At 73.6% G+C, this 25,230-nt stretch carries 25 protein-coding genes; 11 read left to right on the top strand and 14 right to left on the bottom strand.

The features are described 5' to 3' along the window. The first annotated feature begins 1 nt into the window (after window position 1). Genes ACFYW1_RS01170 through ACFYW1_RS01155 form a run of 4 tightly spaced genes read left to right on the top strand, consistent with a single transcriptional unit; the run spans window position 2 to window position 3,864 of the window. Complete coding sequence (locus ACFYW1_RS01170; RefSeq protein WP_388985406.1) at window positions 2-1,705, top strand: urease subunit alpha; 1,704 nt, start codon at window positions 2-4, stop codon at window positions 1,703-1,705. Beyond that, window positions 1,705-2,370 carry an urease accessory protein UreF gene (locus ACFYW1_RS01165; RefSeq protein WP_388985404.1) on the top strand — a complete coding sequence of 222 codons (666 nt, stop codon included), beginning with the start codon at window positions 1,705-1,707 and terminating at the stop codon, window positions 2,368-2,370. The genes ACFYW1_RS01170 and ACFYW1_RS01165 overlap by 1 nt, the downstream gene beginning before the upstream one ends. After that, window positions 2,363-3,118, top strand: coding sequence for an urease accessory protein UreG (ureG, locus tag ACFYW1_RS01160; RefSeq protein ID WP_388985402.1), 756 nt, complete (start codon window positions 2,363-2,365; stop codon window positions 3,116-3,118). The genes ACFYW1_RS01165 and ureG overlap by 8 nt, the downstream gene beginning before the upstream one ends. Next, a complete protein-coding gene (locus ACFYW1_RS01155; protein ID WP_388985400.1) occupies window positions 3,115-3,864 on the top strand; it encodes an urease accessory protein UreD in 750 nt (249 codons plus the stop codon). The genes ureG and ACFYW1_RS01155 overlap by 4 nt, the downstream gene beginning before the upstream one ends. On the opposite strand, the gene ACFYW1_RS01150 is transcribed toward ACFYW1_RS01155, so the two are convergent. Next, window positions 3,851-5,122 (bottom strand): MFS transporter, encoded by a 1,272-nt coding sequence (locus tag ACFYW1_RS01150; protein WP_388985398.1) that lies wholly within the window; start codon window positions 5,120-5,122, stop codon window positions 3,851-3,853. The two genes, ACFYW1_RS01155 and ACFYW1_RS01150, sit on opposite strands and share 14 nt — an antisense overlap. A gap of 313 nt (window positions 5,123-5,435) precedes the next feature. Here ACFYW1_RS01150 and ACFYW1_RS01145 point away from each other — a divergent pair, with 313 nt between their 5' ends. Both ACFYW1_RS01145 and ACFYW1_RS01140 read left to right on the top strand, forming a co-directional pair. After that, window positions 5,436-6,014, top strand: a complete 579-nt coding sequence (locus ACFYW1_RS01145) for a dihydrofolate reductase family protein (protein ID WP_388985396.1) — start codon at window positions 5,436-5,438, stop codon at window positions 6,012-6,014. Window positions 6,015-6,118: 104 nt separating this feature from the next. Further along, a complete protein-coding gene (locus ACFYW1_RS01140) occupies window positions 6,119-6,565 on the top strand; it encodes a nuclear transport factor 2 family protein (protein ID WP_388985394.1) in 447 nt (148 codons plus the stop codon). Between the two features lie 73 nt (window positions 6,566-6,638). Here the strand turns inward: ACFYW1_RS01140 and ACFYW1_RS01135 are convergent, their stop codons facing one another. From ACFYW1_RS01135 to ACFYW1_RS01095, 9 genes are all read right to left on the bottom strand, one after another. Beyond that, window positions 6,639-7,778, bottom strand: a complete 1,140-nt coding sequence (locus ACFYW1_RS01135) for a zinc-binding dehydrogenase (protein WP_388985392.1) — start codon at window positions 7,776-7,778, stop codon at window positions 6,639-6,641. After that, window positions 7,775-8,077 carry a putative quinol monooxygenase gene (locus ACFYW1_RS01130; protein ID WP_388985390.1) on the bottom strand — a complete coding sequence of 101 codons (303 nt, stop codon included), beginning with the start codon at window positions 8,075-8,077 and terminating at the stop codon, window positions 7,775-7,777. Before ACFYW1_RS01130 ends, ACFYW1_RS01135 begins: the two co-directional genes overlap by 4 nt. 6 nt (window positions 8,078-8,083) lie before the next feature. Beyond that, entirely contained in the window at window positions 8,084-8,746 is a 663-nt protein-coding gene (locus tag ACFYW1_RS01125) for a glycerol-3-phosphate responsive antiterminator (RefSeq protein ID WP_388985388.1), read from the bottom strand. A 40-nt stretch (window positions 8,747-8,786) separates the two neighbouring features. Beyond that, window positions 8,787-10,340 (bottom strand): FAD-binding oxidoreductase, encoded by a 1,554-nt coding sequence (locus ACFYW1_RS01120; RefSeq protein ID WP_388985386.1) that lies wholly within the window; start codon window positions 10,338-10,340, stop codon window positions 8,787-8,789. Continuing rightward, window positions 10,337-12,010, bottom strand: coding sequence for an FAD-dependent oxidoreductase (locus tag ACFYW1_RS01115; protein ID WP_388985384.1), 1,674 nt, complete (start codon window positions 12,008-12,010; stop codon window positions 10,337-10,339). Before ACFYW1_RS01115 ends, ACFYW1_RS01120 begins: the two co-directional genes overlap by 4 nt. Before the next feature lie 73 nt (window positions 12,011-12,083). Next, window positions 12,084-13,652 (bottom strand): FGGY family carbohydrate kinase, encoded by a 1,569-nt coding sequence (locus tag ACFYW1_RS01110; protein ID WP_388985382.1) that lies wholly within the window; start codon window positions 13,650-13,652, stop codon window positions 12,084-12,086. A gap of 94 nt (window positions 13,653-13,746) precedes the next feature. After that, window positions 13,747-15,177, bottom strand: a complete 1,431-nt coding sequence (locus ACFYW1_RS01105) for an MFS transporter (protein WP_388985380.1) — start codon at window positions 15,175-15,177, stop codon at window positions 13,747-13,749. A gap of 348 nt (window positions 15,178-15,525) precedes the next feature. Further along, window positions 15,526-17,076: an N-acetylmuramoyl-L-alanine amidase gene (locus tag ACFYW1_RS01100; protein WP_388985378.1), complete on the bottom strand. Its 1,551-nt coding sequence runs from the start codon at window positions 17,074-17,076 to the stop codon at window positions 15,526-15,528. Between the two features lie 254 nt (window positions 17,077-17,330). Next, window positions 17,331-18,047 (bottom strand): nitroreductase family protein, encoded by a 717-nt coding sequence (locus ACFYW1_RS01095; protein ID WP_388985376.1) that lies wholly within the window; start codon window positions 18,045-18,047, stop codon window positions 17,331-17,333. Between the two features lie 282 nt (window positions 18,048-18,329). On the opposite strand from ACFYW1_RS01095, the gene ACFYW1_RS01090 reads away from it, so the two are divergent. From ACFYW1_RS01090 to ACFYW1_RS01080, 3 genes are read left to right on the top strand one after another with little or no spacing between them, the layout of a single operon-like run. Then, window positions 18,330-18,563 (top strand): acyl carrier protein, encoded by a 234-nt coding sequence (locus ACFYW1_RS01090; RefSeq protein ID WP_388985374.1) that lies wholly within the window; start codon window positions 18,330-18,332, stop codon window positions 18,561-18,563. Further along, window positions 18,560-19,810, top strand: coding sequence for a beta-ketoacyl-[acyl-carrier-protein] synthase family protein (locus ACFYW1_RS01085; protein WP_388985372.1), 1,251 nt, complete (start codon window positions 18,560-18,562; stop codon window positions 19,808-19,810). The genes ACFYW1_RS01090 and ACFYW1_RS01085 overlap by 4 nt, the downstream gene beginning before the upstream one ends. Window positions 19,811-19,838: 28 nt before the next feature. Then, a complete protein-coding gene (locus ACFYW1_RS01080; RefSeq protein WP_388985370.1) occupies window positions 19,839-20,756 on the top strand; it encodes an alpha/beta fold hydrolase in 918 nt (305 codons plus the stop codon). A gap of 28 nt (window positions 20,757-20,784) precedes the next feature. Here ACFYW1_RS01080 and ACFYW1_RS01075 read toward each other — a convergent pair whose 3' ends face one another. Both ACFYW1_RS01075 and ACFYW1_RS01070 read right to left on the bottom strand, forming a co-directional pair. Further along, window positions 20,785-21,153, bottom strand: a complete 369-nt coding sequence (locus ACFYW1_RS01075) for a nuclear transport factor 2 family protein (RefSeq protein ID WP_388985368.1) — start codon at window positions 21,151-21,153, stop codon at window positions 20,785-20,787. A 153-nt stretch (window positions 21,154-21,306) separates the two neighbouring features. Continuing rightward, window positions 21,307-21,759 (bottom strand): DUF5709 domain-containing protein, encoded by a 453-nt coding sequence (locus ACFYW1_RS01070; RefSeq protein ID WP_388985366.1) that lies wholly within the window; start codon window positions 21,757-21,759, stop codon window positions 21,307-21,309. A gap of 247 nt (window positions 21,760-22,006) precedes the next feature. Here ACFYW1_RS01070 and ACFYW1_RS01065 point away from each other — a divergent pair, with 247 nt between their 5' ends. Further along, entirely contained in the window at window positions 22,007-22,276 is a 270-nt protein-coding gene (locus tag ACFYW1_RS01065) for a DUF6296 family protein (protein WP_388985364.1), read from the top strand. Between the two features lie 100 nt (window positions 22,277-22,376). On the opposite strand, the gene ACFYW1_RS01060 is transcribed toward ACFYW1_RS01065, so the two are convergent. Next, window positions 22,377-22,796, bottom strand: coding sequence for a cold-shock protein (locus ACFYW1_RS01060; protein WP_388985902.1), 420 nt, complete (start codon window positions 22,794-22,796; stop codon window positions 22,377-22,379). A 195-nt stretch (window positions 22,797-22,991) separates the two neighbouring features. Here ACFYW1_RS01060 and ACFYW1_RS01055 point away from each other — a divergent pair, with 195 nt between their 5' ends. Further along, complete coding sequence (locus tag ACFYW1_RS01055) at window positions 22,992-24,215, top strand: winged helix DNA-binding domain-containing protein (protein ID WP_388985362.1); 1,224 nt, start codon at window positions 22,992-22,994, stop codon at window positions 24,213-24,215. 111 nt (window positions 24,216-24,326) lie between these two features. Here the strand turns inward: ACFYW1_RS01055 and ACFYW1_RS01050 are convergent, their stop codons facing one another. Then, window positions 24,327-25,169, bottom strand: coding sequence for a response regulator transcription factor (locus ACFYW1_RS01050; protein ID WP_388985360.1), 843 nt, complete (start codon window positions 25,167-25,169; stop codon window positions 24,327-24,329). Window positions 25,170-25,230 lie beyond the last annotated feature (61 nt).

The raw sequence follows: 25,230 nt of genomic DNA, 5'->3' as shown, positions 1-25,230 counted from the left end.
CATGGCACGCATGACCCGCGCCGCCTACGCGGCGCTGTACGGCCCCACCACCGGCGACCGCATCCGCCTCGCCGACACCGACCTCTGGATCGAGGTCGAGGAGGACCGCTGCTTCGGCGGCGACGAGGCGGTGTTCGGCGGCGGCAAGTCCATCCGCGAATCCATGGCCCAGTCCACCGCCTCGCGCGCCGACGGCGCCCTCGACCTCGTCATCACCAACGTCGTCGTCCTCGACCACTGGGGCATCGTCAAGACCGACGTCGGCGTACGGGACGGGCGGATCGTCGCCCTCGGCCGCTCCGGCAACCCCGACATCGGCGACGGCGTCCACCCCGGCCTGGTGATCGGCCCCGGCACCGACGTGATCTCCGGCGAGGGCCGCATCCTCACCGCCGGGGCCGTGGACACCCACGTCCACTTCCTCATGCCGGAGACCCTGCACGAGGCCCTCGCCACCGGCACCACCACCGTCATCGGCGGCGGCACCGGCGCCACCGAGGGCTCCAAGGCCACCACCGTCACCCCCGGCGCCCGGCACCTGGCGATGATGTACCGGTCGCTGGACGGCGTCCCGCTCAACGTCATGCTCTTCGCTAAGGGCTCCACCGTCGGCGAGGAGGCCCTGCGCGAGGCGGCGCTCGCCGGGGCCGGCGGCTACAAGGTCCACGAGGACTGGGGCGCCACCCCCGCCGCCATCGACGCCGCGCTGAAGGCGGCCGACACCCACGGCCTCCAGGTCGCCCTGCACGCCGACAGCCTCAACGAGGTCGGCTACGTCGAAGGCACCCTCGACGCCATCGCCGGACGCTCCATCCACGTCTTCCACGCCGAGGGCGCGGGCGGCGGCCACGCGCCCGACATCATCACCGTCGCCTCCCACCCCCACATCCTCCCCGCCTCCACCAACCCGACGCTCCCGCACACCGTCAACACCGTCGCCGAACACCTCGACATGCTGATGGTCTGCCACCACCTCAACCCGCGCGTCCCCGAGGACCTCGCCTTCGCCGAGTCCCGCATCCGCGCCACCACCATCGCCGCCGAGGACGTCCTGCACGACATCGGCGCACTCTCCATCACCTCCTCCGACGCCCAGGCCATGGGCCGCATCGGCGAGGTCGTCTGCCGCACCTGGCAGGTCGCCCACACCATGAAGCGGCGCTTCGGCGACCGCGGCAGCCAACTGCCCGCCGACAACGAACGCGCCCGCCGCTACGTCGCCAAGTACACGATCTGCCCTGCCGTCGCCCATGGCATCGACCACGTCGTCGGCTCCGTCGAACCGGGCAAACTGGCCGACCTGGTGCTGTGGGACCCCGCCTTCTTCGGCATCCGCCCCGCCGCCGTCGTCAAGGGCGGCATGGTGGTGTACGCCCCGCTCGGCGACGCCAACGCCGCGATCCCCACCACCCAGCCCGTCCTGCTGCGCCCCACCGCGGCCGCCGGCGCCGCCCCGCACCTCTCGGTCGGTTTCGTCGCCCCGGCCGCCCTGGCCGACGGACTGGCCGAACGCCTCGGGATCGTACGGGAGCTGGTGGCCGTGAAACCCACCCGCCACCTCACCAAGGCGGACCTGCCGAACAACACGGCGCTCCCGGACATCGACGTCGACCCGGAGACCTTCGCCATCCGGATCGACGGAGAGCTCGTCGAGCCCGCACCCGCCACCGAACTGCCGCTGGCCCAGCGGTACTCCATGTTCTGATGGCGAACCCGGCACTCCTCCTGCTCGGCGACGGACGGCTCCCGGTCGGCGCGTACACCTACAGCGCGGGACTCGAACCGGCCGTCGCGGCCGGACTCACCCGCGACGACATCCCCGCCCTGCTGCGGGCCCGGCTGCACACCGCGGCCGTCACCGAGGCCGCCGCCGCCGTGCTCGCCCTGCGGGCCGCGGGGCGGGACCCGGTGGACTACGGCCCCGTCCAGCACGCCCTCGCGGCCCGGACCCCCGCCGCGCCCCTGCGCGAGGCGTCGGCGACGCTCGGCCGCGGGGTGCACCGGCTGGCCCGGCGGCTGGCCCCGGACCACCCCGCGGTCACCGCCCTGGCCGCGCTCCGGCCCCGCCCGCTGCGGCCGGTCGCGCTCGGTGCCCTCGGGGCGGTCATGAAGGTGACCCCGGAGGAACTGGCGCACGCCGTCGTCCACGACGAACTCCAGACCATCGCCTCCGCGGCGCTCAAGCTCCTGCCCGGCGACCCGCTCGACACGGTCGCCTGGATCCTCGACGCCGAACCGCACACCGACGCCGCGGTCGCCGAGGCACTCGCGGTACGGGCCCCGGCCGGACTGCCGGCCCGTACGCCCCCGCTCACCGAACAGTGGGCACTCGAACACGCACGACGAGAACGGAGACTCTTCCTTGCCTGACCAGCACCACGACCGGCACACCCACCCCCACACCCCGGACCACCCGCACGGGCACCGGCCGCGCGCCCTGCGCCTCGGCGTCGCGGGCCCGGTCGGCACCGGCAAGAGCTCGATCCTCGCCACCCTGTGCCGCGAACTGGCCGGGGAACTCGCCATGGCCGTCGTCACCAACGACATCTACACCGACGAGGACGCCCGCTTCCTCCGCTCGGCGGGAGTCCTGCCCACCGAACGCATCCGCGCCGTCGAGACCGGCGCCTGCCCGCACACCGCGATCCGCGACGACATCACCGCCAACCTCGACGCCGTCGAGGACCTGGAGGAGGCGTACGGGCCGCTCGACCTGGTGCTCGTCGAGAGCGGCGGCGACAACCTCACCGCCACCTTCAGCCCGGCCCTCGCCGACGCCCAGCTCTTCTGCATCGACGTCGCGGGCGGCGGCGACGTCGCCCGCAAGGGCGGCCCCGGCATCACCGGGGCCGACCTCCTGATCATCAACAAGACCGACCTCGCACCCCATGTGGAGGTCGACGTGGACGCGATGGTCGCCGACGCGTCGGCCGCGCGCGACGGCCTGCCCGTCCTCGCGCTCTCCAAGCACGACCCGGCCTCGGTCGCCGAACTCGCCGCCTGGGTGCGGTCGGTGCTCGCACACCACCGCGACGGCACCCTGGTCCCCACCGACCCGGGCCCGATGGCACCGCACAGCCACGGCGACGGGGACACCCGCGGCCACGGCCACTCATGACCGCGGAGCCGGCCGACCCCACCGTCGTCCACGTCGAACGCGACGGCACGGGCCGCCACCTCGCCCGCGAGCTGCGCCCCGGGGCGTTCCTCGCGCCCCGCCCCCTGCTGCCGTCCCCCGACCGGCTGCGGATCGCCCTGGTCGGGACCCGGGCGGGCCTGCTCGCCGGTGACGACCTGCTGCTGCACGTCTCGGTCGGCCCCGGCGCCCGGCTCGAACTGGTCGAACCGTCCGGCCTGGTCGCCTACGACCACCGCGGCGGCACGTCCGGGTGGCGGGCCGTCGTCGACGTCGCGGAGGGCGGCGAACTGTACTGGGACGCCCGGCCGTTCGTGATCTCGGCCGGAGCCGCGGTCGAGCGCTCGATGGAGGTCGCGCTGGCCGCCGGGGCCCGGATGCTGTGGCGCGAGACCCTGGTCCTGGGCCGCTCCGGCGAACGCGGCGGCGCCGTGCGGGCGACCACCCGGGCCACGTACGACGGCCACGAACTGCTGGTCGAGGACCTGGACCTCACCGACCCGGAACTGCGCGAACTCCCCGGAATCCTGGGCCCCCACCGGATCATCGGCTCGGTCACCGCCCTCGGCACGGTGCCGGGCTCCCGGCCCCACCCGTACCGCACGGTACTGGCGGGGCCGGGAGCACAGGTGCGGCTGCTGGACACGGTGGCCCCGGACGTCGAGGCGGAACTCGCCGCGGTCTGGGAGGACTGGTGCGCGCCGGACCTCCCGGTCACGGACGGCTGACCGCGCCCCCGGCCGCCCCGTCACGGTCCACCGCACCCCGCGCCACCGGGGAGCGGAACACCACCGCCGCGCACAGCAGCGCGGGCACCGCCGCGACCGCGAAGCAGACGACCGGCGACCACCGGTCCACCAGCAGTCCCACGGCGGCGGTGCCCACCGACGACCCGGCGTTGACCGCCGTGTTGACCCACGCGCCCGCCCGGGTGCGGACCTCCTCCGTCACGGACTCGTCCGCGACGAGATAGGCGGTCGTCAGCGCCGGGGCGACGAACAACCCGGCGGCCGCGACCACCATGGCCAGCACGTACACGTCGGGCGACAGCCCGGCCACGGCCAGCGCCGCCCCCAGGCCGACGGCCGGCCACGGCAGCCGCGCCCGGTTCGACGCACGCCAGGGGACGGCGCCGTGGGCCAGCCCGCCGACCGCGCTGCCCGCCGAGAGCGCGGCCAGCACCCACGCCGCGGCCGGGCCCCGGCCGTGCTGCTCGGCGAAGGCCACCACCAGCAGATCCAGACCGCCCAGGCACAGCCCCACAGCCGCCGCCACGAGCGCGGCGTGCCGCACCCCGTCGACACCGAGCAGCCGCCGTCGGCGGGGAGCGTCCGGCCCGGCCTCCTTCGCCGCCGGGGCCGCGCCCCCGCCGCGCAGCGCGGGCGAGGACACCAGGGCCAGGGTGCCCACCAGCACGAGCACCGAGCCGATCGCGACGCCCGCCGCGGGAACGGTGAGACCGATGACCACGCCCACCAGCAACGGCCCGGTGACGAACAGCAGTTCCTCGGCGACACCGTCCAGGCTGTACGCCCGCCGCAGCAGCTCCCGTTCCGGGACGAGGCGGCTCCACAGGGTCCGCATCACCGGCCCCAGCGGCGGCGTGCAGGCACCCGCCGTCACGGCGAGCGCCCCCAGCAGGACCGGCGGGGCGCCCGGCCGCCAGGTGGCGTACGCCAGGACGGCGAGCAGCACCGCGTAGCTCCCGGCCATCGGCGGCAGGGCCCGGCGCGGCCCGTACCGGTCGATCAGCGCGGCACGGGCGGGGGAGAGGAAGACACTGGTGGCCCCGAACAGGGCCATGACGCTGCCGGCGACGGAGTACGAGCCGGTGGCGTCGTTCACCGCCAGCATCAGGGAGAGCGGGGCCACCCCGTACGAGAGCCGCCCCAGCAGGGCGGAACCGAAGGCGCGGGCGGCGTACGGGGTACGCAGGACGGCGGCGTACGAGGGCGCGCGCGAGGGCGCGGGGGAAGACGGAGACATGAGGACGTTCCTCGTGAAGGGCAGCGCGACGCACGGCGCTGCGGGCATGCGGGGACACCGAGGGGCCGCACCCGGTGCGACGACGGGGTGCGGGCGGTCACGGGGTCCTACGCACGAAGGAGGAACACGCCGGTCAAGGTACCAGGGCGGACGGCGCGCCGGGAGGGGCTCCGGGCAGTCGTGCGCGGCGGGCGAAACCGGGCCGTTCCGGACCCGGGAGGCGTGTCATTCGTTGCCGGGGCGGGCCGCCGGGGCGTCAACTGTTGTGGTGCCGGGCACCCGTGCGGCGCACCCCGGTGGGGAGAGGACCGTGATGAGAAAGATCGTCCTGATGATGTCGGTGTCCCTCGACGGCTTCATGGAGGGGCCGGACCGCGACATCGGCTGGCACGTGGTCGACGACGAACTGCACAGCCACTTCAACGAGGTGCTCGCCGCGATGGGCGGCTTCCTGGACGGCCGGGTGACCCATCAGCTGATGGAGGACTACTGGCCGACCGCCGACGCCGACCCCGCCAGTTCCGGACCGGAGGCGGAATTCGCCGGGATCTGGCGCGACATGCCCAAGATCGTGTTCTCCCGGACCCTGGAGCGGGCCGACTGGAACACCACGATCATGCGGGAGGTCGAGCCCGGAGCCATCGCGGCCCTGAAGGCACTGCCCGGCGGGGACCTGTGCCTCGGCGGCGCCGACCTCGCCGCGACCTTCATGCGGCTGGACCTGGTCGACGAGTACCGCATCTACGTCCACCCGGTGATCCTCGGCCGGGGCAGACGGCTGTTCCCCGACTCGGAGACCCGCACCGCGCTCCGCCCGGCCGGGACCAGGGAGTTCGGCAACGGGGTCGTGCTCCTGCGCTACGAGCGCGCCGGGGCTGCTCCAGCGGGATGAACTCCTCGGGCGCCGGCCGCGCGACGGCTGCGTTGCCGGGCCGCACGGGCAGTACTCCCCGTATAACGGCCGCACCGTCGCGAGATCTCACGAAAGGACCGGCGATGACACTCGGTACCGAGGAACGCCTGGCCATCTCCGAACTGCTCGCCCTGCACGGGCACTTGGTCGACAACGCCGAACTGGACCGGCTGGACGAGCTGGTCACCGAGGACGTCGTCTACGACGCCTCGGCGCTCGGGCACGGCCAACTGCGCGGGCTGGCCGCCTTCCGGGACATGGCACGGGCACGGGCCGCGGCGAAGAACGGGCCCGTCGGCCACCACGTCACCAACATCGTCCTCACCGAGGCCGGGGACGGCCGGGTGCACGCGCGGTCCAAGGGCATCGGCATCGGTGCGGACGGCGGGTGCGGCACCGTGACCTTCGAGGACGAGATCGTGCGCGGGGACCGGGGCTGGCGGGTCAGCCGGCGCAGGATCGTCCCGCACGGTGTGCCCTCCGGCGCTCCGGACGGGCGGACGCCGGACGCGGCGCGGCAGCGCGCGTGACCCGTGGCCCGTCGCGGCCACCTGGGACTCCCCGGCGGAAGGGGAGCGCCGGTGGCCGCGACGGGCCGGACCGTCAGCCGGCCGGCGTGCCCGAGGTGTCGATGACCTGACGGATCGCCCGGCCCGAGGCCAGCTCCTCCAGTGCCGTGTTGATGTCGGCCAGCGGCAGCGTGCCGGTGTGCATCAGCTCCACCGGCATCAGGCCCGCCCGCCACAGGTCCAGGAACCTCGGTATGTCACGGCGCGGCACCGCGTCGCCCATGTACGAACCCAGCAGGGACTTGCCCTCGCCCGCGAACGCCAGCGCCGGGACCTCCAGCACCCGGTCGGGGGCGGGCAGGCCCACCGAGACGACCTTGCCGCCCCGGGCCACGGCCGTCAGGCACTCGGCCATCACCTTCGGGCTGCCCACCGCCTCGACCGCCACCTCGGCGCCGCCGGAGGTGAGTTCGCGGATCCGCCGCACGGCGTCGTCGGGGGCGAACGCGTGGGTCGCGCCCAGACGGAGGGCCAGTTCGCGCTTCTCCGGGACCGGGTCGACCGCGACGATCGGGTACGCGCCGGCCGCGCGGGCGCCCAGCACCGCGGACAGGCCCACCCCGCCCAGGCCGTAGACCACCGCCGACTGCCCGGGCCGCAGCGCCGCCGTGTTGATCACGGCCCCGGCACCGGTCAGCACCGCGCAGCCGAACAGCGACGCCACGGCGAACGGGACGTCCTTCGGGATCGGCACCACCGACTCCTGGGCCAGCACCGCGTGTTCGGAGAACGCGGAGACGCCCAGCTGGTGGTGGACCGTTTCGCCGGACGCGTCGGTCAGCAGCGAGGGGCCGTGCAGCAGCGCGCCCGAACCGTTCGCCGCGGCGGCCCGCGCGCACAGCGCCGGCCGGCCCGCCGCGCAGTCGGCGCAGGAACCGCAGCTCGGCACGAAGACCAGGGCCACGTGGTCACCGGGGGAGACCCGGCCGACGCCCGGCCCGGTGTCCTCGACGACCCCCACCGCCTCGTGGCCCAGGGCCATCGGCAGCGGACGGACCCGGTCGCCGTTGACCACCGAGAGGTCGGAGTGGCAGAGCGAGGCGGCCGCGACGCGGACCAGCACCTCGCCCTCGCGCGGGGCGCCCAGCTCCAGCTCCTCCACCTCGACCGGGCGGGTTCCGGAGTAGGGGCGGGCGGTCGACACGCCGCGCAGCACCGCCGCACGGGTCCTCACGCCGTCACCTCCGCACGCGGGGCGCAGCGCAGCACGTCACGGCTCTCCAGCAGCGGGACCACCCGGCCGAGCACGATCTCCCGGAAGTGCTCGGTGGCGCAGTGCGCGGTGAAGTCGGCCTCGGAGGCGTACTCCTCGTACAGCACGATCGCCCGCGGGTCCTCGGTGCCCTGGTGGACCCGGTAGGCGAGGTTGCCCGGCTCCTGCCGGGAGGCGGCGGCCATCGCGTCGAGCAGGGGCAGGACGGTGTTCTCCTCGCCCTCCTTGGTGCGGTAGCGGGCGACGACGACGTAGGACATGGGGACTTACTCCTGGGGTGGTGCGGCGGACCTCTTCAGGGCGGCGGGCGGGACCGGCGGCAGCTGGTCCCGGCGCAGGTGCCAGAGGCGGGGATCGGACGTGGCGGCGGCGGCCGAACCGAGGGCCAGCGCCAGCGCGACGTCCGCGGGGGACTCCACGAAGCCCGCGGCGATCGAGGGGGACATCGCGCGCTGTGCCTGCGCGCTCATCCGGGCGATGATCGGGGCGGGCATGATCTCGACCAGGTCCGGCGCCCCGCGCGAGATCGCGTCCGTGGAGCGGCGCAGGTTGGACCGGTCGGTGACGAACACCTTCATCATCGTCAGCAGGCCGAGCGGGCGGCCCTTCTCTATGAGGGACAGCCGGGTGCTGACCACGCCGTGCGCGCCCATGTTCTTGATGAACTCCAGCGCGCCCCGGTCCTGTGCCAGACCGGGGCTGCTGTCCACGTTCACGAACACGGTCTTCCCCGCCCGGCCCAGCGCCGGCACGACCTGGGGCAGCTGCCCCACCGCGAGCGAGGCGACGATGCACACCTTGGCCGGTGCGGTCAGGAACTGCCGCAACGGCTGGGTGCCGACGACCGACGCGACGACCGGCACCTCGGCGAACGCCGAGACGAGCCGGGGGTCGAGCGCGGAACCGGACCGGGAGGGGGAAGGGGTCATGGCGGGGGCCTGCCTGGAGGAGGGTTGGTGGCCGTCGGGATCAGTGCAGCGGGGACGTACCGAATCGGCTGGGAAGGCCCAGTTTGCCAGGGTTGAGGATGCCGGCCGGGTCCAGGGCCTTCTTCACCGCGACGAAGGTCGCGAAGCCCGCCCCGAGGGATTCCTCCAGGTAGGGGCCGCGCAGCAGACCGCAGCCGTGGTGGTGGCTGAGCGCCGCCGCGTGCTTGATCAGTACGGCGTTGGCGGCGTCCCACACCGAGCGGTACCAGTCGCGGCGCGACTCGGGAGCCACGTCGCCGCGCAGCGAGAAGTAGACGCAGGCGCCGTCGGTGTACGCGTGGGACTGGTGGGCCGAGGCGGCCAGGGTGCCGTCCACCGACTGGATCGCGGCGACCACCTCGTCGTAGATCACCGGGAGGTCGGTCCAGGACGCGGCCATCTCCAGGGTGTCGGCGACGAAGCCGGGGCCCGGCCTGAAGCCGTCGGCGGACTTGCCGACCAGCATCCGCTCGTCCAGCCAGCGCTCGAAGACCGCCTTGCTGTCCAGCTCGGGGCCGTACTCCGCGCAGACCTCCTTCGCGACCTGGATCGAGGCGTCCACGATCGCCGGGTCGCCCTCGTCCGCGACGAGCAGGAGATTGGTCTCCGGGTGGCCGAAGTGGGTGCCCGACTCCAGGGCGTCGTACAGCCGCAGGACGGCCGGGGTGGCGCCGCGCTGCATGATCCGGCGGCAGGCGTCCAGGCCCTGGGCGAAGGTCTCGAAGCCGTACGCGACGGCGTTCGCGTACTCGGGCAGCGGGTGGACCCGCAGCCGGGCCGACACGATCACGCCCAGGGTGCCCTCGGAGCCGACGAACAGCTGGCGCAGGTCCGGGCCGACCGCGGCGCGGGCGTAGTCGCCGTACGTGGCCCGGGTGCCGTCGGCGTGCACCACGTCCACGCCGACGACCATGTCCTCGATCTTGCCGTACCGGGTGGAGAGCTGACCGGCGCCGCGGCAGGCGATCCAGCCGCCGACCGTGGAGACGGCGAAGGCGGACGGCCAGTGGCCGGTGGTGACGCCGTACTCCTCCTGGAGCTGCTTCTCGAAGAGGTCGCCGAACATGCCGGCCTGGACGTCCACGATGTTCGACTCGGCGTCGAAGCCGGTGATCGCGTTCAGCCCGCAGACGTCCAGGACGACCCCGCCGAACACCGGCAGCGCCGCGCCCGTGACGTTGGAGCGGCCCGCGGACGGGGTGACCGGGACGCCCGCCTCGTGGCAGATCCGCAGCACGGCCGCGACCTGGTCGGCGTCGGCCGCCTCGACGACCACGGCATTCGGCGTCGCGGGCCGGCCCTCGGTCTCGCCGATCATCGACCCGGCCCACCAGTCACGGGTCCGGGTGACGACCTCCTCGCGCGCGGTGTGCACGGCGTGCGCGGCCCCGCGCAGCGCCTCGACCACGGCCTCGGGAACCTCGACCGGGTCCACCTGGAGGGCGGCCCCGCCGTCCCCGACCGGGGTGTTGCGCGCCCACTTCGCGAAGCTGGGGGCGCCGACGGTGTAGTCGCCCCGGTTGAACGGGTGGGTGATGGTCTGACGGCTGATCATGCTGCTGCCCCTTCGAGGAGTACGGACTTTTCGTGACGGACGGCTGCGAGGTACTCGGCGACCGAGCGCTCGACCTCCGCCTCCGTGAGGTTCAGTTCCCGGCCGAGGATCGCGCCGACGGCCCCGGCGGCGTCCACGGACGCGTCCCGGGCGAACAGCCGGGCGCGCAGCCGGCGCGAGAGCACGTCGTCGACCGAGCGGGCCAGTTCGGCGCGGGCCGCGTACACGACCTCCGCCTTCGTGTACGGGAGTCCCGCGACGATCGGCTCGGCCAGCGCCGGGTCCTCCTGGATCAGGTCGCCGACGAACCGGGCCTCGGTGCCGAAGCGCTCGCCCAGGTGCGCGGCGATGCCGCCGGACGCGGCGACGGCCTCGGAGTCGTAACCGGCGCCGCCGAGCAGCGGGAGGTCGGTGGTGCGGCTGCGGCCCTTGCGGCCGAGGACCGTCATCACCTTGTCGATGACGAGTTCGCCCATGTGCCGGCTGGTGGTGAGCTTGCCGCCGGTCACCGTCACCATGCCGGTGCGGCCGATGGTGATGTGGTGGTCGCGGCGCATGTCGAGCGTCGCGCCCTCCTTGCCGCCGACCAGCGGGCGCAGACCGCCGATCGAGCCGACCACGTCGTCCGGGGTGAGCTTCCCCTCGAAGGCGGTGTTGGCGCCCTCCAGCAGGAAGCCCATCTCCTCGCGGGTGCAGTGCACGTCGTCGAGGGACCCCTGGTAGTCCTCGTCGGTGGTGCCCAGCACGACGCTGTTGCCCCAGCGGGTGCAGGTCGCGCGGCGGGCCCGGCCGGGGATCGGCACGGTGACCGTGCAGTTGATCCGCACCTTGTCCCACGGCACCACGATGTGGACGCCCTTGGCGGGTCGCACCTGCGGCTCGTGCCCGCCGTCGGCCTTCGCGTCCAGCTCGTCGGTCCACACCCCGGTGGCGTTGACGACGGCGCGGGCGCGGATGTCGATGCTGTCGCCGTCCGCCGAGACGCGGGCCCCGGACACCTTGCCCATCTGCGTCAGCAGCCCCTCGGCCCTCGCCCCGTTGAGGACCGTCGCGCCGAGCGCGGCGGCGGTGCGGACGATGGTGAGGACGAGCCGGGCGTCGTCGGTGCGGGCATCGAAGTACATCAGCCCGCCCTTGAGGTTCTCCGAGCGCAGCGTCGGCGCCTGCGCGAGGACCTCGGGCACGGTGAGCCGCTGGTGGAGCTTGCCGATCCGCCACCCGCCGACCAGGTCGTACGTCCACAGCAGGCCCTCGAAGCCCTTGGCCAGCCGGGCGTCGAACACCCCCTCCTTCTCCAGGATCGGGAAGAGGAACGGCAGCCGGTGCACCAGGTGCGGGGCGTTCTTCCGGAAGCGGTGCCGCTCCAGGAGCGAGTGGCGGACCAGGTTGACGTTGCCCTGCTCGATGTAGCGCAGACCGCCGTGCACCATCTTCGAGGACTTCGACGAGGTGCCGGACGCGAAGTCGTCCTTCTCGACCAGGGCCGCGCGCAGACCTCGCGAGACCGCGTCCAGCACGGCGTACGCCCCGGTGATGCCGCCGCCGATGACGAGCACGTCGTACGTGTCGTCGGCCAGCCGGCGCTTGAGGGCCGCCCGGTCGAGCAGCAGGGGCGTACGGCGGGTCGCCGCGGCGGAGCGCCGCGGTTTCCTGGCGGGCATGGTGATCACAACATCAACTCCTGGTGTTTCGGTGCGGTGGCCGCGTGGTCGGGTGCGGCCGCCGGGGCGACGGCCGGGGCCGTCAGCGAGGGGCGTGGGGTTCGGGGGCCTTCAGCGGGAGCAGCGCGGGATCGTCCAGGTGGGCGATCAGCACGTCGCGCCAGGCGCGGCGCTGGGCGGCGCGTTCGGCCGCGGTGATCGAGGGTTCGAAGATCCGGCCCCGGGGCTGCGCCTCGACGACCTCCTCCAGCGAGGACCACAGGCCCTGGGCGACCCCGGCCAGATAGGCGGTGCCGCGCAGGCTCGCGGTCGCGGAGTCGGCGACCCGCTCCAGCGGCAGGCCGGTCAGGTCGGCCTGGATGCGCATCAGCGGGTCGCTGCCGGAGACGCCGCCGCCGACCCGGAGCCGGGTGAACGGGGTGCCCATGGTGTCGGCGACGCCGTCGATCAGGTCGCACACCGAGTGCGCGATCCCGTCGAGGACGGCGCGCGCGAGGTCGGCGCGGGTGGTGGCGAGGGTGAGCCCGGTGAGGGAGGCGGTGGCCTCCGGGTGCCAGACCGGCGTACGGACCCCGGCGAGCGCCGGGACGAAACGCGGGGTGCGGCCCGGCCGGGTGGGGACCCGGCCCGCCTCCTCACCGAGCTCCTTCGGCGAGGCGAACAGCCCCAGGTCGTCGCAGAGCCAGCGCAGCGCCGAACCCGCCGTGGAGGTGTACGCCTCCAGGCTGTAGTGGCTGGTGTCGCCCTGCCGCCGGCCGGGCTGGGCGAGCACCCCGGAGATGTCCGGCCGGGGCAGGGCGGGCGTGGTGCCGGTCGCCGCGTCGACGAAGGCGCCGGTCCCGTACACGCACATGCCCTGCCCCGCGGCGAGACCGCCGAGCGCGACGAGTGCGGCGTGCTGGTCGCCCATGGAGGCGGCCAGCGGGACGGCGATGCCGAGGGCGGCCGGGTCGGTGGTGCCGAATCCGGCGTCGTCGGAGCGGAGCTCCGGCAGCAGGTCGAGGGGGAAGCCGAGGTGGCCGATCCACTCCTCGTCCCAGGCGTGCCGCTCCAGCAGGTAACCACCGGTGGAGGCGGCGTTCGTCGGCGTGGTGGCGTGCACGGCGCCGCCGGTGAGGCGCCAGATCAGCCAGGTGTCGACGGTGCCGAAGAGCAGTCGGCCCTCACGGTGCGCGGCGGCCGTCTCCGGGTGCGCGGCGATCTGCCGGGCGGCCCAGAGGAAGGGGGAACGGGCGCCGACCGGCCGGCCCTGGCGGGCCAGCAGGGCGGCGTCCCACTCGGTCTCGTACGCGGTCAGCTCGGCCGCGTGGCGCCGGTCCTGCCACACCACCGCGGGCAGCAGCGGCCGGCCGGTGACCCGGTCCCACAGCATCGCGGTGGCCCGCTGGGTGGAGAGGGCCACCGAGGTGATCCCGATGCCCTCCGCACGGGCCCGGCCGACGGCCCGGCGCGCCACCTCGACGGTGGCGGTCCAGATCTCCATCGGGTCCTGCTCGACGGAGAGGTCGTCCGGGTGACCGACCTTGATCGACCGGTAGAACACCTCGTGGGCGGCCCCGGAGTCGAGGACGACTCCGGCCCTGGTGCCCGTGGTGCCCTCGTCGATGGACAGCACACCGCGCCGTGGGGCGGCGGGGAACGTCTGCGTCATGGCAGCCCTTTCGTTGCGGGCATCGCGAGCGAGCCGTGCGGAGGGATACGGAGGGGAGGGGACCATCGTGGGGTGCGACGGGTCCGGCGGCCGGTCAGCGCGCGGTGGCGGGCGCCGCGGATTCCGCCGCACCGGCCCGGGCGGCGACCTCGTCGGGGGAGGCGGCCTTCGTGGGGTCCCACTTGATCGCCAGGCAGGTGATCAGACCGAGCAGCGGCACGACGGAGAGCACCAGGAAGGTGTCGGCCAGCCCGAGGGAGTCCTTGATCTGCGGGAAGACGTACAGCCCGACGACGCTGCCGAAACTGCCGACCATCCCGGTGACGCCGGTGCCGAGCGCGCGGACGTCACTGCTGTACGAGAGCGCGGCGATGGACTTGCCGTTGGCGCCGGGGCCCGAGGAGTGGCAGAGGATGAACAGCACCGGCAGCAGGAACGCCACGGCCGTGGGCACCTTCTCGAAGGTCAGCCCCATCGCGAGCAGCGCCACGAAGACCCCGGCGAACCCGGCGGCGGAGCTGAGCCGCAGCCCGAGCCGGCGGCCGAAGTACGCGGAGAGCAGGCCGCCCGCGATGCCGAAGGCGTTGAAGACCATCGAGCCGATCGTGGCCTTCTCGAAGCTCTCGCCGAAGATCGTCAGGCTGATCAGCGGGAGGTACCAGCCGACCGCGAAGTACTGCATCGACTGGCCGAGCGAGATGACCGAGGAGAGGACCGTCCGGGGCAGGTAGTCGCCCTTGAAGAGCAGCCCGGCCTGGCGGAAGCCGATGGCGGGCGCCTCGGTCGCGGCCCGGGTGACCTCGTCCGGCCGGCCGGCGACGGCCTCGATGCCGTAGATCCGGTCCAGGTTGGCGACGGCCTCGTCCAGCCGGCCCTTGCTCGCCAGCCAGGTGGGGCTCTCCTTGAGCATCAGCCACTGGCCCACCAGCAGGACCCCGGCGACGACCGCGGCCGAGCCGACCGACCAGCGCCAGATGTCCGCGCCGACGTCCAGGTTGAAGAAGACCAGGGCGAGCGCGAGGTTGCTGGTGGTGGCGACGTACCAGACGGCCTGCCACAGGTTCAGCCGGCCGCCCAGCTTCGCGGGGGTGTACTCGGCGAGCAGTGCCATGGCGACGGCGAAGTCGATGCCGTACGCGACACCCACCAGGACCCGGCCGAACCAGACGACGGTGAAGTCACCGGCGAAGGCGGCCAGCAGGGCCCCCGCGATGGCGAACACCTTGGCGATGAGCAGCGGGGGGACGCGGCCGATCCGGGTGGCGAGCCAGCCGCCCACCGGGTTGAAGATGATCGCCAGGGCCGGAGCGGTGGCCGTGAGGATCGACACCTGGGTGCTGGTCAGCTCCATCTGGGTCGTCATCGGCCCCAGACCGGCGCTCAGCGCGGCGTTCGAGTAGGCGTCGAGGAACAGCCCGCCGAACACGAGGAACCAGATGACCTGCGCCCGGCCGGTGATCTTGCCCAGCCCATCGATGAGCGCAACGACGTCGCCGACGCCCTTGACGCTCGGACGTTGTGCCATGAATCCGCCTTCGGGGAAGACCCATCGGTGGCACGGGGAGCGCAAAAAAACAGGCACGACGAAACCACCGACAGGTGGTCTGTGTCTGTGCCTGTCAAAACACTGCGGAAAGCGCCGCAGCACGTGAACTGCAAGAAGTACGAACTACGCAGTGAGGTTAAGAACGAGTCAGGAGAAACGTCAAGGGTTTCCGGAAGGTTGCCCGGACATTGCGTGCGTCCGACGCCTCGCGGGCGGTGCCCCGCCGGCCCGCCGTCCGAGTGACGGGCCGACGGGCGAACGGGGACGGGCGGGGCGCCGCGGGCCCGTGCCGCGCCGCCCCGCCCGGGGGATGTCCGGGGCCGTCCGTCAGCGCCCGGCCTGCAGCGCCGCCCAGGTCTTGGCCCCCACGAGTCCGTCGGCCACCAGGCCCCGGCCCGTCTGGTAGCTGCGCACCGCGGTCGTCGTCGCCGGTCCGAAGCTGCCGTCGACGGTGACCGTCGAGCCGAGCGCCGCGGTCAGCGAACGCTGGAGCCGCTTGACCGCGTCGCCCGACGAGCCCTCCTGGAGGGACGTCGCCGAACCCGCCGACAGCAGCGCGGTCCAGGTCTTGGCCCCCACGATGCCGTCGGCCACCAGGCCGCGCGCCTTCTGGTAGGCGATCACCGCGCTCTTGGTGGTCGGCCCGAAGCTGCCGTCCACCGCGCCCGCGTTCTGCCCCTGCTCGTTCAGCAGCCGCTGGACGGCCTCGACCTGGGCGCCCGTCGAGCCGCTCTGCTGGGTCGCGTACGAGGTGAAGCTCAGCCCGTCGCTGGTGCCGCCGCCGTTGTCCCCGCCGACCAGCTCCATGTAGCGGTTCCAGTCCCAGTACGGGCCCGGGTCGGTGTGGTCGTTGCCCGGTACTTCCTTGTGCCCGAGGATGTGCGCCCGGTCCTTCGGGATGCCGTACCGGTCGCACAGGTGCTTGGTCAGGGCCGCCGACGAGCGGTACATCGTGTCCGTGAACCAGGACGGGTCGTCGACGAAGCCCTCGTGCTCGATGCCGAGCGACGAGGCGTTGGCGCTCCGGGCGTGGTACGCGGTGTCGCTGTCGCGCACGGTCTGGGTGATCTGCCCGTCGGAGGACCGCACCACGTAGTGGGCGCTCACCTCCGCCGTCGGGTTCTGGAACCAGCTGATCGAGCCCGCGTACGAGCCCTGCGTGACGTGGACGATGACCTTGTCGATCTTCGCCGTGCGCCCCTTGGTGTAGTTGTTCGTGTGGGCCGCGGCCCACAGCGCCGACGGGTAGTCGGTGCTCCGGGTGCTCACGTCGGCGGCGGAGACCGAGCCCTTCTGCGGGGCGACCGGACGGCCCGTCACCGAGATCCGCTCGCCCCCGGGCACGACGGCGTCGAGCCCGTCGGCCAGGAAGGTGTAGACGGTGTCGGCGTACAGGGCGGCCAGGGGCCCCTGCGAGCCGCTGTACCGGGCGACGACCGGGTACCAGGCGTCGATGTCGTCGCGGTCCCGGGCGTCGAGGCCGAGCTTGTCCGCGTGGGCGCGCAGCACCGCCGCGCCGCCCATGATGTTGGCCCCGGTGTCGGTGCGCAGCTCGGAGAGGGGTTCGCCGGTGAGGGCGGCGGCCCGCTCCAGCGACCGGTTGGTGGGGTTGCTCACCAGGTGCATCACGCCGTAGCCGTTGGCCTGGCTGGGGCGTCCCGAATGGCCGTCGAGGCGGGTCTCGCCGTAGCCGACGGCCGCGAGCAGATCACGGGGTACGTCGAACTCCGCGGCGGCCCGCGCGAACGCCCGGTCCATCGGGTGGTCGTCGCCCGGGGCGGCGACGGCCGGGGTGCCGGTCACGGTCAGGACGGTGGCGGTCAGGGCCGCGAGGACGGATGCGCGGCCCGTGGTGAGGGCGGCGGGGCGTCGGGGCATACCTGCTCCTGCTCGGTGGGTGGGGGGAGAAGAATGGCCCCCGGGCCCGAGTGGGGTGGGCCGAGGGGCCGCGAAGCCCGCTCAGACTATCCATCTGTTAAGGGCATGACAATCATCTGACGGTGTGTCGAACTCCCTTTCACTCCAACGGAGTTGAGCAGTGTTCAGGGATGCCCGATGACCTGCCCGGCAACCGGGGCGGCGGTTGCCGGGCAGGAATGGAGCGGACCGGAGTGCTTCGGGGCGGAGCGGTCCTACCAGCGGTCGCGGTGGATGACTTCCGTCACCGGACGGCGCCGGACCGGGCCGAAGTTGCCCTGCGGCCACCCGACCGGGACGGCGGCGTAGGTGTGCATGTCCTCGGGGATGCCGAGCGCCTCCTTCCACTCCTGTTCCAGCATCAGGTGCCAGATGGTGATGTTCGCGGCGAGCCCCAGGCCCCGCGCGGCGAGCAGGAGGTTCTGCACGCCGGGGTAGACGCAGGAGCCCTCGGCGAGCGCCTGGAAACGCGTCCGGGTGTGCGCCATGCGCTCGGTGGCGGCCGGGCCGAGCGCCCGCGCGGAGGCCAGCAGCCCCTCCTCGTCCAGGCGGGGCTCCGGGAAGCGGTAACACGGCACGATCAGCGCCGGGGTGTCGGCGAAGTGGTCGCGCTGGTACTCGATCGCGGCGACCATCCGGCCGTACGCCGCCTCGTCCATGCCCTTCGGCGGGTACTTCCCGGTCGTCGCCAGATAGGCGCCCACGCACCGCTTCCACAACGGCGCGAGACGGGCCATCACCTCACGGTCGGTCACCACCACGTACTCGTAGCACTGCATGTTGCCGCCGCTGGGACCCCAGACGGCCGCCTGTATCAGCTGCTCCAGCGTCTCGTCCGGCACCGGCTCCGGCTTCAGGCGGCGCATCGCGCGCATGGTGGACATCGTGGCGAAGAGCGCGGGACCGTCGGCCCGATTCATATCGATCGTCATGATCGCGGAGTGTACGGGCGAAGTGCGGCGGAAGGGGAGGGGCTTTCGTCCCGGTCCGCGGCGCCGGCGCCCCGGGCGGTACGGGTGCCGACACGCCGGACGGGCGGTGCGGGCCGTCGGATTCGTACACCCGGTCGCCCCAACGTCGTACGGGGGAACGCGGACCGGTTTCTTCTTCGCCAAGGCGTATAAAGGGTTCCTCCGGACCGGCCGGCGTCCCTCGATGGCACTCACCCCTCACGCGGCAGGGCGTCACCGCGTACGAGAGCGCAGGAGCGCCGCATGAGCACGGCAGAAGAGATCAACGACTTGCTGGTGGCGAACTTCGGGACCGACCCCCTCGCCATCCGGCCCGAGGTGTCGCTGCGTCACCTCAAACTCGACTCCCTCGCGTTGGAGGAGCTCCGGCTGCTCATCGAGGACCGGCTGGGCGTCGATCTGGACGATGTGCACCTGACCTCCCGGGACACCGTCGAACGGCTCGTCGACGCGGTGCACCACAGGATCGTCGCGTGACGGCCCGCCCGTACCGCCCCGAACCGTTCGCCGCCGCCGTCACCGGGATCGGCCTGGTCACCGCGGCGGGCACCGGCGCCGGGGCCACCTGGAGCGCCGTCACCGAGGCATCGGACCCGCCCTCGGTCCTGCGCCGGCCCGAACTCCACGGCCTGCCCTGCGACTTCCTGTACACCATCACCGGCCTCGACCCCCGGGCCCGGCTCGGAGTGGCCACCGCGCGGCTGATGGACCGCTTCTCGCAACTGGCCGTCATCGCGGCCCGCGAGGCCGTCGCCGACGCCGGACTCGACCCCCTGCTCTGGGACGGCGCACGGGTCGCCGTCGTCATCGGCTCCGCGCACGGCGGACTGCCCTTCTACGACGAACAGCACACGATCCTCACCGAACGCGGCGCCCGCCGGGTCTCCCCGAAACTCGCCCCGCTCACCGTCGTCAACGGCGCGGCCAGCAGCGTCGCCACCGATCTGGGAGCCCTCGGCCCGAGCCAGGCCGTCTCCACCGCGTGCTCCTCCGGCACCGTCGCCATCGGCACCGCCCACCAGATGCTCCGCACCGGGGCCTGCGACATCGTCGTCGCGGGCGGCGCCGAATCGGTCTGCTCCCGGCTGCTGATCGCCAGCGCCTGCCAGTTGAAGGCCGTCTCCACCCGGCGCGACGACCCCGGGGCCGCCTGCCGCCCCTTCGACACCCACCGCGACGGCTTCGTCGTCGGCGAGGGCGCCGGACTCCTCGTGATGGAGCGGCCGGAGCACGCCCGGGCCCGCGGCGCCACCGTCCGCGCGCACGTCGCCGGTTACGGGGCCGCCTGCGACGCCTACTCCGCCGTCGCCCCCGACCCCGAGGGCCGGGGCATCGAACGGGCGCTGCGCACCGCGCTCGCGGACGCCGGGCTCGACCCCCGGGACGTCGGACACGTCAACGCCCATGGCACCTCGACCGTCTCCAACGACCTCATCGAGGCCACGATGCTGCGCCGGGTCGTCGGCGAACACCCCCTGGTCACCTCGACGAAGGCGATGACCGGGCACACGCTCGGGGCGGCCGGCGGCATCGAGACCGCGCTGACCGTGCTGGCGCTCCAGCACCAACTCGTCCCGCCCACCGTGAACCTCGACGCCCCCGACCCCGACATCCCCGTCGACGTGGTGAGCAAGGAGGCCCGGCGGGGAACGTTCGACGCGGCCGTCAAGACCTCGCTCGGCTTCGGCGGACACAACGCCGCACTCGTCCTCACCAGGCCCTGACCGGAAACCCCAGAGACACGGAGCCATCATGGCCGACGAGATCATCCGGACCCTGGCGGTGGACGGACTGCGCTACGGCTACCGGGTCCTGCGCCAGGCCGCCCCGCGCACCGAGCCGGTCATCGTGCTCGGCGGCGCGCTCCAGGGGATGCACGGCTGGCCGCAGATGGACGACCACCTGGGGCCGTTCGCCTCCGTCGTCACCGCCGACCTGCCCGGCATGGGAGACGCCGACCCCATGCCGGCCGGTACCGGCAACGAGGTCCTGTGCGCCGCCGTCGCCGGGATCATCGACGACCTCGGCGTGCCGAAGGTCAACCTCTTCGGGTTCTCCTACGGGACGGCGATCGCCTTCGGCTGCGCCCGGCGCGACCCCGGCCGAGTCGCCCGGCTGGCCCTCGGCGGGGTGCCGTCCCACATCACCGAGGACCAGCGCGAGCGGTGGAGCGCCGCCGTCGGCCGGCTGGGGACCGGTGACCTGGAAGGGCTCGCCGCCCTGGCCGCCGGGGTGCTGATGTGCCAGGACCCGGAGCGCCGGGTCCACCGGGGCGAACTGGCGCGGCGCTATGTGCGGCGCTCGTTCCTGCACGCCCTGAACCATTCCCCGCACGCCGCGCGGTCCCTGCACCGGGCGCTGGAGCACCGGCCGGACTTCTCCGGCGGGCTGACGGGCGTACCGACCCTCGTCTTCGCCGGCGAGCACGACACGGTGACCTCGCCCGAACGGCAGCGCGCCTTCGCGGCCACGATCGAGGGCAGCCGGTTCGTCACGATCGGGGATTCCGACCACTGGGTCGTCCTGGAACGGCCGGACGACGTCGCGGACCTCGTGGCCCGCTTCTTCACCGACCGCCCGCTGGAGCAGGCCCCCGGCCTCGCCGCGCTCCCCGCCCAGGCCCGCGCGTCGTCCTCGCGGGAGGCCCGGCCGCCCGCGGCGAAGCGGTGACCGGGCGGCGAGGCGGCCCGCCCGGTGCTCAGGCCCCGGGGACGCGGTCGAGGAAGCCGCTGACCGAGGCGATGCGCCCGTCGTCGGCGAGAGCGATCACGTCCGACCCGGCGACGGGCGCCGAGCCGTCGGCGGTGGAGACCAGCTCCCAGCCGAAGCGCACGATGTCGTGGTGCCCGTCGTGGGCGCCTGCCGGACGGAACTCGAAGCCGGGGAACTGCTGGTGGACGTCGCTGATGACGGCCGCGAGCCCGTCGTGGCCGCGCACGTCGGCCAACGGGTCGGTGTAGGTGGCCTCCTCGGTGAAAGCGGCCGCGACGGCCTTCTCCAGTTCCTCGGGCGTGGTGGCGTTCCAGGCGGTGAAGTAGCGCTGGACGGCGTCCTCGTACACGGCCATCGGATGTGTCCTCTCCTCGCGGTCCGGCCTCGGGTCCGGCTTCCGTGTGCTGGTGAGGACCACGATGTCCGAAGGCGCGCGGGGCGTCGATTACTTCCGAGGTCATGGCCGGGCCGGGAGGGAAGGGGACGGGCGGGGCGGTACGGGGCGGTCCTAACCGTCCGACACCACGTGCATGGCCGCTTCCTCGGCCGAGGCCCCGGCCCCGTCGATGCCGACGTCCTCGGCCGCCAGGGTGTCCGGCTCGTCGATGTCCAGCTGCCGGGTGAGCCGTCCGGCGCGCACCGTGCCGACCTCGCCGTCCCACGGCTCGCCGTCGCCGTCGGACAGGTCCCCCATGCCGTCCCCGTCGCCGTCGGCCCCCGCGGTGTCGGGCAGTTCCCTGGCCAGCCGGCTCTCCAGCGACTCCCCGGTCTGCTGCTCGGCCGCGGTGGTGCCCAGGTCCTCCACCGCCCATGGGCGCTCGGGCGGGGAGTAGCCCTCGTCGAGCGCGTCGGTCAGACCCCGGTCGTCCAGGGTGTCCTCGACGTCGAGTTGTTCCATGGGGTCCGAGGCCTCCGGCTGCTGGGGCTGGTAGACGTCATCTCCCCTGTCGGCATCATTCATGGTGTGTCCCTTCCCGATCCTCGGGGATCCCGGTCGCACATGCCGTGCATGCCGTGCACGCGACGCATACGACTCGGGACAAAGGGGGCCTTCGTGCGGTGTGTACCCGAATGTCGTCGAACCGCCCGTACGCGTTCAGGATAAGTGGCCGGGGCGCGAGGCCGCTGCTCGGGCGTGACGGGCCGGACGGAGGGACCATGGAAGGTGCAGGCGGAAGATGCCCTGCCCACCCGTCACGGAGACCGCCATGGATTACCCGGAGAGCTACCAGCTGGTGTTTCAGGCATCCGCAGTGGAGGACGACACGGTGACCGTCTGGCGCACCGCGCAGTCGGGGGCGGGCGGATACCCGGTCTACGAGGACGAGACCGGAATCGTGCGCGCGGAGATCAGCGACCGGGGCGAGGTCCGCATGCTGGCCAGTGGCGGACACCAGGTGCTGGGTACCCCGCTCGTGGTGCGGGAGGTGAAGGGCGAACAACTGGGCACGCCCCGGGGTGGCGGCGGGCCGGTGTAGGCGGCGGGCGGCGCGGACAGGGCGACGCCCCGCGGACCGGGACGGCCCGAGGGGTCCGGTCGCGGGGCGTCGCCCTGCTGTATGCGTACGTTGTCCGGGATCAGCCCTCGGTCCAGCCGCGGTTCTTCGCGAACTGCAGCAACCCGCGCCGGACCTGAAGGATCTGAGTCCCCGTCAGCGTCGGTGCCGACTCCAGCAGGACGTCGGTGACGTCCCGCGTGAACTCGGCCGGGCTGAGCACGTCGCACAGGGCGTCGTCGTCCGGCGCCCCGGAGGCCGCCGCGGACCGCGGCGGCGTCACGGGTTTCCCGTCCGGCCCCTCGGCAAGCCTGACCGACGAGGCCTTCAGCCCGCGGTCACCGTCCTCGATCTCGAACTCGACAGCCGTGCCCGTATGCACATAGGACTCGGGGATCAGCATGTCGTTCACATGAAGAAAGACGTCCTCACCCCCGTGATCGGGTGAGATGAATCCGTATCCCCGAGCTCCGTCGAACCGCACGACGCGACCAGAAACCACACCAACCCCCAAAAAAGAACCGGGCCCCTTGCCCGTTCGCCACACATGGCTCGACCGGAGAATAGCCCTGGTCGGGCGGGGAGCGCGACCCGATCGCGACAATCGGTTCCGGCCGGCCCCGCCGGGGCGCGCGAATTGCCGCACGGGTCCCCATGAGGACCGAAGCTGTCCGCAAGGGTGCGTACCGTGCCGCTCATGGTCGCCACGAAGAAGCCCACCGCCACGAAGAGCCCCGCCGCGGGGAAGGACGCCCCTGCCGGGAAGGGGGCCCTCCTGCCCGCGGTGCTGTCCACCCGCGCGCTGAACCGCGCCACGCTGGAACGCCAGCTGCTGCTGCGCCGCACCGCGATGCCGGCGAAGGACGCCGTGGAGCACCTGGTCGGCCTCCAGGCGCAGAACGTCAAACCGCCCTACTACCAGCTCCTCGCCCGCCTCGACGGCTTCGACCCGGCCGAGCTCGCCGGGCTGCTGGAGTCCCGCGAGGCGGTCCGCATGGTCACCCTGCGGTCCACCATCCACCTGCACACCGCCGCCGACGCGCTCACCCTGCGCCCGTTCGTCCAGCCGGCGCGGGACCGGGAGCTCAACCTGTTCCGCAAGGGGCTCGTCGGGGTGGACCGGGACCGGCTCCGGGCACTCGCCCGGGAACTCGTCGAGGAGCGGCCCCGCACGCCCAAGGAGATCCGCGAGGTGCTGGCGGCCGAATGGCCCGACGCCGACCCGCAGGCCCTGGGAACGGCCGCCCGCTGCCTGCTGCCGCTGGTCCAGGTCACGCCGCGCGGGTTGTGGGGCAGGAGCGGCCGGGTCGCGCTGACCACCCTCGGGCACTGGCTCGACGGTGCCCCGGAACGGGCCCCCTCCCCGGAGGGCCTGGTCCTGCGCTACCTGGGGGCCTTCGGGCCCGCCTCCGTGCAGGACATGCAGAGCTGGGCCGGGCTGACCCGGCTGCGCGAGGTCTTCGAACGGCTGCGGCCGCGACTGATCACCTTCCGGGACGGGAACGGGGTCGAACTCTTCGACCTGCCGGACGCCCCGCGCCCGGCCGAGGACACCCCCGCCCCGCCCCGCTTCCTGCCCGAGTTCGACAACGTGCTGCTCGGCCACGCGGACCGCACGCGCGTGATCCCGCCGCGGTACCGGGGACGCAACGGGAAAGGCAACCAGACCTACGGCTCGGTGCTGGTCGACGGCTTCCTCGCGGCGATCTGGCGACGGGACGTCGCCACCGGCCCGGAGTCCGGCACCGGACCGGCCACCCTCACCGTGCAGCCGTTCGGCGACCTCGGCCGCGCCGGTCGCGACGCAGTGGCGGAGGAGGCCGTGCGGATGCTCACCGCCATGCCCGCACCGGACGCCGCCGACGCGCACGGAGCGGACGGATACGACATCAGGTTCGCGACGTTCGTCGACTTCGACTGAGGACGTCGGGCGGCGGACCGAGGGGGGCGGGGGCCGCCACCGGGAAAGGGCCCGCGGCCGGGAGCGGCGGAAGCGGGGGGAGGGGAGGCGGGAGAACGCCCGCGGCGGCCGCTACGGCAGCAGCCCCGCGCGCCGGGCGGCCACCACCGCCTCCAGACGGGTGTGCGCCCCCAGCTTGCGCATCGCCGAACGCAGATACCCCTTGACCGTTTCCGGCCGCAGCCCGAGCCGCTTCGCCGCCGCCGCGTTCGTCGCCCCCGACGCCACACAGGCCAGCACGTCCACCTCGCGCGGCGCCAGCCGCACCCCGCAGGGCTCCGGCGTGCGGGCACCAGCCGCCGCCGCGAGCCGCCCGCACACCGACAACAGCTCGTCGCGCAGGGCCGGGTCGAGGACCTTGGGCGCCAGGGAACGCAGCTCGCGGTGCGCCTCGCGGACGTCCTCCCACGCCTCCGGGGCCGCCCTCGGGTCCGTCACCTGCTCCCGGGTCGTGGCCAGCAGCTGCTGCACCTCGTCCCGCACGACCAGGGCCTGCTCCACGTCCCGGGCGGCGGACACCGCCGCGTCGAACGTGCGGTCCCCGAGCGTGATCGGCTCGCGCAGCGCCCCGTACAGCACCCCGCGCACCCTGCGCCGTACGACGACGGGCACCGCGACCACCGAGCGCAGGCCCTCCGCCGCGACGGCCAGGTCGTACTCGTGACTGATGTGGCGCGAGGAGTGGTAGTCGGTCACCGCGCACGGCCGGGACAGGGCGATCGCCTTGCCGCCGAGCCCGCTGCCCGCCGAGATGACGAGCCCGCGCAGGGCGGCGGTCTGCGCCCCGTTCAGCTCGGCGATGCGGGCGTGGCGGGCATCGGCGAGCAGTCCGCCGAAGGCCACGGGCAGTCCGCTGGTCCGGCGCAGCCTCAGCAGCGCGGCTTGCATCTCCACCGCATCGACGGATTCCGGCACGCTGACGCCTCCCTGCCCGGTCCGGGGGATCGGCCACCCCGCGCTGCACCCCCGTTCGGGG

The organism is Streptomyces sp. NPDC002669, assembly GCF_042889165.1.
Taxonomy (GTDB): domain Bacteria; phylum Actinomycetota; class Actinomycetes; order Streptomycetales; family Streptomycetaceae; genus Streptomyces.
Note: the sequence above shows the minus strand (reverse complement) of the source record. Positions and strands in the feature narration are given on the sequence as shown.